This is a genomic window from Dehalobacter sp. 12DCB1 (genome assembly GCF_004343605.1).
Taxonomy (GTDB): domain Bacteria; phylum Bacillota; class Desulfitobacteriia; order Desulfitobacteriales; family Syntrophobotulaceae; genus Dehalobacter.
Map to the genome: position 1 here is coordinate 116,317 of NZ_POSF01000001.1, position 7,260 is coordinate 123,576.

Below are 7,260 nucleotides of genomic sequence, written 5' to 3' on the forward strand. Positions count from 1 at the left end.
CGAGAACCTTATGGAATCAGGGTTTCAGAGAATTTTTCCTTATTTACAAGGAAAGTAGAACATAGCAAAAAAATAACGAAAAAATTGATCCAAAACCTGTTTTGGATAGAACTCGGATAGAACTAGAAAAAACTATCATTTTTAACTCTTAGATTTGCTTTCACCACTTGCCGTTGACAAATTCGAGAAAAGTGAGTGAAGTAAATGAATTTTGATGAATATTGTTCTTCAGTAATTGATCGTTATCCTGAATATGTCACGCAGAAAGAAATGTGTGTCATCTTGGGTATTTGCACATCCACGGCCTACTCCATCCAGAAAAAAGGCATGATTCCATTTGAATATATAAACACATCAGAAGGAAGAAGACAACGGATAAAGATTATCGACATTCTGCGATACCAATACGAAACGATGTGCTTCGCTGAATCAGAAAATGAGTTTATTGAAGGTTTGCACCGTTATTACCAAAAGCAATTGCGTAAATTCCCTAAACTGCTTTTAGTTTCTGATGTAATGCGTTTTACCGGATATTCAAAAACAGCAGTAAACAATTGGATACTGCGCAATGAATTGAAGCCTCTGATCTTTAAAAACAAGCGAATACAATCATTTCGTAGAGGTAAGGGGTCCTTTATAACAAAAGATACTTTCCTTGATTTTTTAATCGGCCCGTATTATAGAAACATAACAAGGAAATCAGACGTGCATAAAGAGCAAGCCAGACAATTTGAGCAACTCTTTGATACTTTCATGTCAAAGCGAGGTGCCGTGAGTGTCTGACTATAGCTTTCTAATAGATAGGTATCCCGAATTTATAACGAAAGATCAATTCTACAAGATATGCCATATTAGCAAAAATACAGCGCGTCATTATCTGGAAAATGGCTTTATTCCTTGCATTGATTCTGGCAAAAAGACACGCAGATATAAAATTGCAATAAAAGATATTATTTTCTTCTTAGAAGACAGAGACAAAAATCCTAAAAAATATTATCTGCCTAATCATTATAACAATCCATTTTTACCGAGTGAGATTAGGCGATATAAGCCCAAACCGCGGTCTGATTATTATAAAGATCATTACAAGCTAAAGGGTATAAATGAGGTTAGAGATTACATGCAATATCTTGAACTGCAATTTGCAGATTATCCAGATATGATGACCAGTTTGCAAATACAACAAGTCACCGGTCATTCAACAAGTACAATAATTTCATGGTGCAAATTCAGTAAGGTAAAATATATCAGACGCCGTAATGCATACCTTCTTCAGAAAAAGAGTGTCATTGAATATTTGTTTAATAGGGAGTTGCAACAATGAGGGTCGAGCCGTTTGTTCTGTTATAGAGCAAATGGCTTTTTTGCATGAAAGGAGGAAATTTAAGTGTCAAAAGTAATTGCCTTGGCCAATCAAAAAGGTGGCACTGGAAAAACGACGACAGCAGTCAATCTGGGCATCGGACTTGCCAGGCAAGGAAAAAAAGTATTACTGGTGGACTCGGACGCACAGGGCAATCTGACGGATTCTTTAGGCTATCAAGAGCCAGACAATCTTCCTGTTTCATTGGCCAGCGTCCTAACCAAAATCATGACGGAGGAACCGTATGAACCTGATGAGGGTATCCTTCACCATGCAGAAGGCGTAGACCTGATGCCGGGAAACATTGAACTGTCTGCTATTGAGGTGTCGCTGGTCAACACCATGAGCCGGGAAACGATACTCCGCACATATATCAACACGGTCAAAGACAGGTATGATTATGTGCTAATAGATTGCATGCCCTCTCTTGGCATGATGACTATCAACGCCCTTGCAGCCGCAGACAGCGTAATCATTCCCGTCCAGGCCCACTATTTGCCCGCTAAAGGAATGACACAGCTTTTACAGACCATTGCCAGGGTGAGAAGGCAAATCAATCCCAGGCTTACCATTGACGGTGTGTTGCTAACAATGATGGATAACCGCACCAATTTCGCAAAGGATATTTCCTTTGTCCTGCGGCGGGACTACGGCGACAAACTGCGAGTCTTTCAAACAGAAATTCCCCTGTCCATCCGGGCGGCTGAAACAAGCGCGCAGGGAAAAAGCATTTATGCGTTCGATCCGCACGGAATAGCTGCCAGAGCCTATCAAGCCTTTACGAAGGAGGTGCAGGACATTGACGAAAAACGACGTGCGAAGCAGCATCAAGCTGACCTCAGTAGATGAATTATTTACCACGGAGGAAAACCGTGCAGATAGTCAGCGGGAAAAGGTTCTGGATATTTCTCTGTCGGAAATCAGTGATTTTCCAAGCCATCCTTTTAAAGTAAAAGCGGATGAAGCTATGCTGGAAATGGCAGACAGCGTAACGCAGTACGGCGTTTTAGTTCCCGGTCTTGTGCGCCCCAAACCGGACGGCGGCTATGAAATGGTAGCCGGTCACCGCCGCAAAAAAGCAAGCGAACTTGCGGGCAAGAAAACAATGCCTTGTATTGTCCGCGAATTGGACGACGATGAAGCCACAATTATTATGGTTGACAGCAACTTGCAACGGGAGAGCATTTTGCCAAGTGAAAAAGCTTTTGCCTACAGAATGAAGTTGGAAGCCATGAAACGACAGGGACAAAGAACAGATTTAACTTCTCGACCAGTGGTCGAGAAGTCTGTAAGTGCAGATATACTAGGTGAAAACACAGGAGAAAGTGGGAGACAAATACAAAGGTATATTCGACTCACAGAACTTATTCCTTCTATATTGCAAATGGTTGATGATAATCAGGTTGCTTTTCGTCCCGCTGTGGAGCTTTCCTACCTGTCCGAAAATGAACAGCAGGACCTTTACAATACCATACAGTCGGAGGACTGCACCCCTTCCCTGTCACAAGCACAGCGGCTGAAGAAGTTCAGCCAGGATGGCAGACTTAACATTGACGTTATCTATTCCATTCTATCGGAAGAAAAGCCCAATCAAAAAGAAAGATTCCATATTCAGCGTGACCGTATCGACCGCTATTTTCCTAAAAACTTTACCGAAAAACAAAAGGAGGAGTTAGTTGTCCAGCTTCTGGAAAGCTGGTTCAAGAAGCGCCATCGGGAGCAGCAGGAACGATGAAACAGGTTACTACAGCTGCATAAAAATAATCATTTTGCTCTTAAATCAGTAGGAGCATTTTTTATTGTCCTTTTTTAAAAGGAGGTGCCTCTATGTACTTTACAGAAGGACAGTTGCGCAAATACGAACGCATTATGCAGGAGAAACCGGAATTTGACCGCGAAAGTATTAGTACTAAAACGGTGGAAGAGCGGGATTGCAAGCACTGTCTTTACTTTGTCAAGCATCACAGTAAATGCAGCAAGAAAAAGTGCATTTTGTTTGAAGCTTAACAACCTTATAGAAATTGTATGCCAAGGGGGTGGTATGTCCATTTGTTTGCAGTCATCGAATTGGGGACTTGCCGTTTCCCCCTCCCCACACCCCTCCCCTCAAAATTTACCAGCCGAAAAAGAAATACTCTTGGTCTGGTAAACCACTAAATTGATCCCAGAAAGGAACCTTTTTATGAAACAGACAGCAGAAAAGAAGCCGAAAGTCTTTCGTACCCTTATTCGCCAGGTTCATACGGGCAATAAAAAGATACAGAAGGATAACAAAGTTCAGGCTACTGAGAAGGAGCGAAAAAACCAACCGCCCTTCTTTTTCGGCCTGTAATGGTGCTCTCTATTTAAATGCAGGGAGCTTTTTTTTATGAACGGGATGGCGATACCATCCCTATTCCGCCATCCATTTGATTGGAGTGATAGCAAAATGGATGATTCTAAACGCATGGTAGATACCTATGAGGTAAAACTCGCCATCCATGTTGGAGATAAAGAAATCTTATTTTTAGTGAACGATAAAAACCCCTCCTGTCCATATATTGTCTGCAACTGTTCCTGGGATAACCATTTAGGCCTTGACCAATATAGTAATGCTATGGGAAGCGTAGATTATCTGGAAATGATCACTGAGTTTACCGACCGTATCAAAACACAATGTGAAGCAGTTAAAGCGGAACGGCACAAAATCACGGTTCCTTTGCAGCCTTTTACCTTGAAGCATTGCATTCCAAATGATTACAAAGAGAGCATTGAAAACAAAGTAGTAATCATCCGCCCGGAGTGTCTGCGCCACGAATATCGCACCGCCGATAAGCAGCTTGTGCTGGTCACTGGCGGTTTTGGCGCTCATGGCAATTCCAGAGGCCGCGCGGTCTACACCGTCAACCTTTACTCCGGCAAGGAATCGCGCTGGAACCGGGAGGACATTTTGGGTACGCTCAAGCCGGAATATATGCCCGATTGGGCGAAAGAACGCCTGAAACAAATACAGGCGGAGCGGCAGGCAAAGCAGCAAAAACACGAACAAGAGCGTTAGGGGGTTTGGGTTATGGAGAAGGAGATTAATGCCGGGTATACCATCACCGACCGACTAAGCGTGGGTAATGCTGAATTTGTCATCGGGCAGAGCGAAAGTGCTCCCGCCAAATTTGTAACCTGGAAGGTCAAAAAGGGGGAAAAGGATTATTATTGGGGCCATTACTGCAATGACCGCCTGACCGCCCTTGAAGATTTGTGCAACCGCGCGCTGGATGAAGTCCATCATTTGAAAAGCCTCCGGCAGGAACAAAACGTCGGCGAGAATCCGGCGAGGCAGAACGGGAAGAAAAAGTCTGTGCCGGAGCGTTAGGAGAGTTACAGCAGAGCGATTATAACTTCTATGCTAACTGCTATAAAAAGGCAAGAGAACGGCTCACGGTAAAGGTAATGGCGAAAAATAAAGCCTGCTCCCAAAAAGGAAAAATGAAGTCCGGAACGATAATGGGCCTTGTTGTTCGGAGCAAACAGGAAGGTTATCCACAACCAATACTCATTTAAGGAAGGAGGGATAAATGTTGGTAACGAAATTGCAGTTAATTACAGAGTTATCGCAGACAACAGCCCGCAGTATCACAAGAAACTATGTCAACTGGACCTTCTTTCTGAAAACGGCTGCCTGGAACTATAAATACCCGTTTCAGGACCAGCTTTTGATTTACGCGCAGCGACCTGACGCGACAGCCTGCGCTCCCATCGAAATATGGAATCAAAAATTGGGTCGTTGGGTCAACCGCGGGGCAAAGGGCATTGCCCTCATCAATGACAGCGGGGCCCGGTTGAGCCTGCACCATGTGTTCGACGTGTCCGACACCAACAGCCGGTATAACCGTCCCGACATCCTTTGGACCATGCGGGACCGGTACGCCGAAACTGTAACGGAAACGCTGGGGAATGCCTTTGGCGACCTGGACGATAAAAGCAACTTGCCCGCCGCCCTGGTTTCAGCCGCCCACAATGCGGTGGAGGACAATTTTACGGATTATCTGCCCGAATTGCTTTCCTTTCGGGAGAACAGTTTTTTGGAGGAACTGGATGACCTCAATGTCGAAATCTTTTTTAGGAACGCTTTAAAAAGCTCCGTGGCCTACATGCTCTTAGTCCGATGTGGCTGCAATGCCGATCAATACCTGACCTTAGAGGATTTTCAGGACGTTGCCAATTTCAATACACTGGATACCGTTTCCCGCTTGGGAACCGCCACCAGCGATATTTCCGAAATGCTCCTGCGGGAAATCGAGACGACGGTCAAGGAACTGCAAATCGCAGAGAAAAAACAAAATCGCACCATTGCAAAAATTCAGGACGTTCCGCACAATGAAAGCGTAAAGCATGCTCAAGAGCCTGAAAGGATTGGTGAATATGGAACTGACCTACACCCAACAGTGCGATTACCTGATACCCAACCTGACGCTGCCGGAGGAAGCAACGCCCATAGGCAAGTTTGGGATGTTGCGCAAGACATATCTGAAAAACCACAGAAAAGGGATGTACGCCAGCCTGATGCTGTCTGGCAAGCTGAACAGCCACCTGGCGGAGACCGACTGGACGGCGAAGGAGCGCATCGAACAGATTACGGCGAAGCTCTTGCAGAGAAGTCCCGCGCCGGACAAGGCGATCGACCCGCTTGGCTGGACGGGGCACCTGAACAGTCTACGGCATTCGGCGGAGGAAACAGTCCTGGCGGAGATCGTTTACAGCTAACCATTTTCCCTACTGTTGAACAGCAACTTGAAACCATAGAACAGGCGGAGGACGAAAAAACCTCCGCTTTTTCTATTCCCCAGGAAGAAATCGACCATGCCCTATGCCGGGGCACGGGTTTCCAAAACGGCAAATTCCGTGTTTATCTCCACTATAGGGAACAGCATACCGCAAAAGAAACCATTGATTTTTTAAAGCGAGAGTACGGAATCGGCGGCGGTACTCATATTTTCCTGGATGGAACCTGTGGCAACCAATGGCATGACAGTAAAGGGATCTCCTTAAGCAAAAGCGGCAGCTTCATAACAAATCCGGGATTAAGACTGTCCTGGAACCAGGTTGCCAAACGGCTTGGTGAATTGATTGCCGCCGGCCGCTATTTGAACGGCGAGGAAAGAGAATACCTGGAAATAGAATACCTCCCAATTTATGAACAGCTGGTGGAGGAACGCCGCAGGCAGCTTTCCGAACAAGCCTACGCCCGGGAAATCCTGAACCGGGAACCAGCCTCCTTCGAAAAACGGGAGCCGCCATCAAGGGAAAATGCCCATTACGCCTTCTCTCTTGGCGACACTGTGTATCTTGGCGCGGATGAATATGAGATTTTTTCCTTTGACGGAGGCAGGTTTATTCTCCGGGACATAAGCTTTCCGCTGTTCAGCAAAGAGCTGGCACGGGATGACTTTGACCGGATGCTGCGGGAAAATCCCTTAAACGACCATCTTATTGCAGACGAGAGAGGACCGGTGAAACCAGCCGAAGAAAAGATGGAAATACTGTCCCCCCGTGTGCTGTATCAGGCGTATCTGCCCCAAATAGTCAATAAGATACGAACCGACCAGATCTACCCATACCTCCGGGACAGGGATACCGACCCTGACAGTGCGGAACGGGAGCTGGACGAGGCCATCGACCGCATTGTCTATTCCATGCGGGAGGAACACTCGGCTTTTTATGAAGCCTATGCCACCCTGCCCCGGTTTAAGGAATGGCTTGCCGAGGATGTATTCCAGCGGACTTACGAAGATTATCTGACGGAAAAAAGAGACAACGTTACCCTTCATACCGAAGATCCCGACGCCCCTGCCTGGGTGCGGGCAACGGGCGATCCGGACATTACCCGCGAAGGCGGCACTGTCACCCTTAACAGCGGCGGG

General features: G+C 46.0%; 7 protein-coding genes and 1 pseudogene. All 8 read left to right on the forward strand.

The window, feature by feature from the left end; all coding sequences use genetic code 11:
* The first annotated feature begins 204 nt into the window (after positions 1 to 204).
* The gene (locus tag C1I38_RS00555; RefSeq protein WP_119775305.1) at positions 205 to 783 is read left to right on the forward strand and encodes a hypothetical protein; all 579 of its coding nucleotides are present in this window, start codon (positions 205 to 207) and stop codon (positions 781 to 783) included.
* On the forward strand, positions 776 to 1,324 hold the full coding sequence (locus C1I38_RS00560; protein ID WP_119775307.1) for a hypothetical protein: 549 nt from the start codon (positions 776 to 778) through the stop codon (positions 1,322 to 1,324). The genes C1I38_RS00555 and C1I38_RS00560 overlap by 8 nt, the downstream gene beginning before the upstream one ends.
* Positions 1,325 to 1,387: 63 nt before the next feature.
* The gene (locus C1I38_RS00565) at positions 1,388 to 2,212 is read left to right on the forward strand and encodes an AAA family ATPase (RefSeq protein WP_119775308.1); all 825 of its coding nucleotides are present in this window, start codon (positions 1,388 to 1,390) and stop codon (positions 2,210 to 2,212) included.
* Positions 2,178 to 3,098: a ParB/RepB/Spo0J family partition protein gene (locus C1I38_RS00570; RefSeq protein ID WP_119775403.1), complete on the forward strand. Its 921-nt coding sequence runs from the start codon at positions 2,178 to 2,180 to the stop codon at positions 3,096 to 3,098. The genes C1I38_RS00565 and C1I38_RS00570 overlap by 35 nt, the downstream gene beginning before the upstream one ends.
* A 92-nt stretch (positions 3,099 to 3,190) precedes the next feature.
* The gene (locus C1I38_RS00575) at positions 3,191 to 3,370 is read left to right on the forward strand and encodes a hypothetical protein (protein ID WP_119775310.1); all 180 of its coding nucleotides are present in this window, start codon (positions 3,191 to 3,193) and stop codon (positions 3,368 to 3,370) included.
* A gap of 361 nt (positions 3,371 to 3,731) precedes the next feature.
* Positions 3,732 to 4,400 carry a hypothetical protein gene (locus tag C1I38_RS00580; protein ID WP_243103679.1) on the forward strand — a complete coding sequence of 223 codons (669 nt, stop codon included), beginning with the start codon at positions 3,732 to 3,734 and terminating at the stop codon, positions 4,398 to 4,400.
* Positions 4,401 to 4,412: 12 nt separating this feature from the next.
* Positions 4,413 to 4,712 (forward strand): hypothetical protein, encoded by a 300-nt coding sequence (locus C1I38_RS00585; protein ID WP_119775313.1) that lies wholly within the window; start codon positions 4,413 to 4,415, stop codon positions 4,710 to 4,712.
* Between the two features lie 202 nt (positions 4,713 to 4,914).
* A pseudogene (locus C1I38_RS14145) lies at positions 4,915 to 7,260 on the forward strand (helicase); the annotation flags it as partial.

Excerpts from the sequence above, each read along its gene's own strand:
- C1I38_RS00580 (WP_243103679.1), top strand. The coding sequence starts at position 3,732 with ATGAACGGGATGGCGATACCATCCCTATTCCGCCATCCATTTGATTGG.
- C1I38_RS00575 (WP_119775310.1), top strand. The coding sequence starts at position 3,191 with ATGTACTTTACAGAAGGACAGTTGCGCAAATACGAACGCATTATGCAG.
- C1I38_RS00555 (WP_119775305.1), top strand. The coding sequence starts at position 205 with ATGAATTTTGATGAATATTGTTCTTCAGTAATTGATCGTTATCCTGAA.
- C1I38_RS00585 (WP_119775313.1), top strand. The coding sequence starts at position 4,413 with ATGGAGAAGGAGATTAATGCCGGGTATACCATCACCGACCGACTAAGC.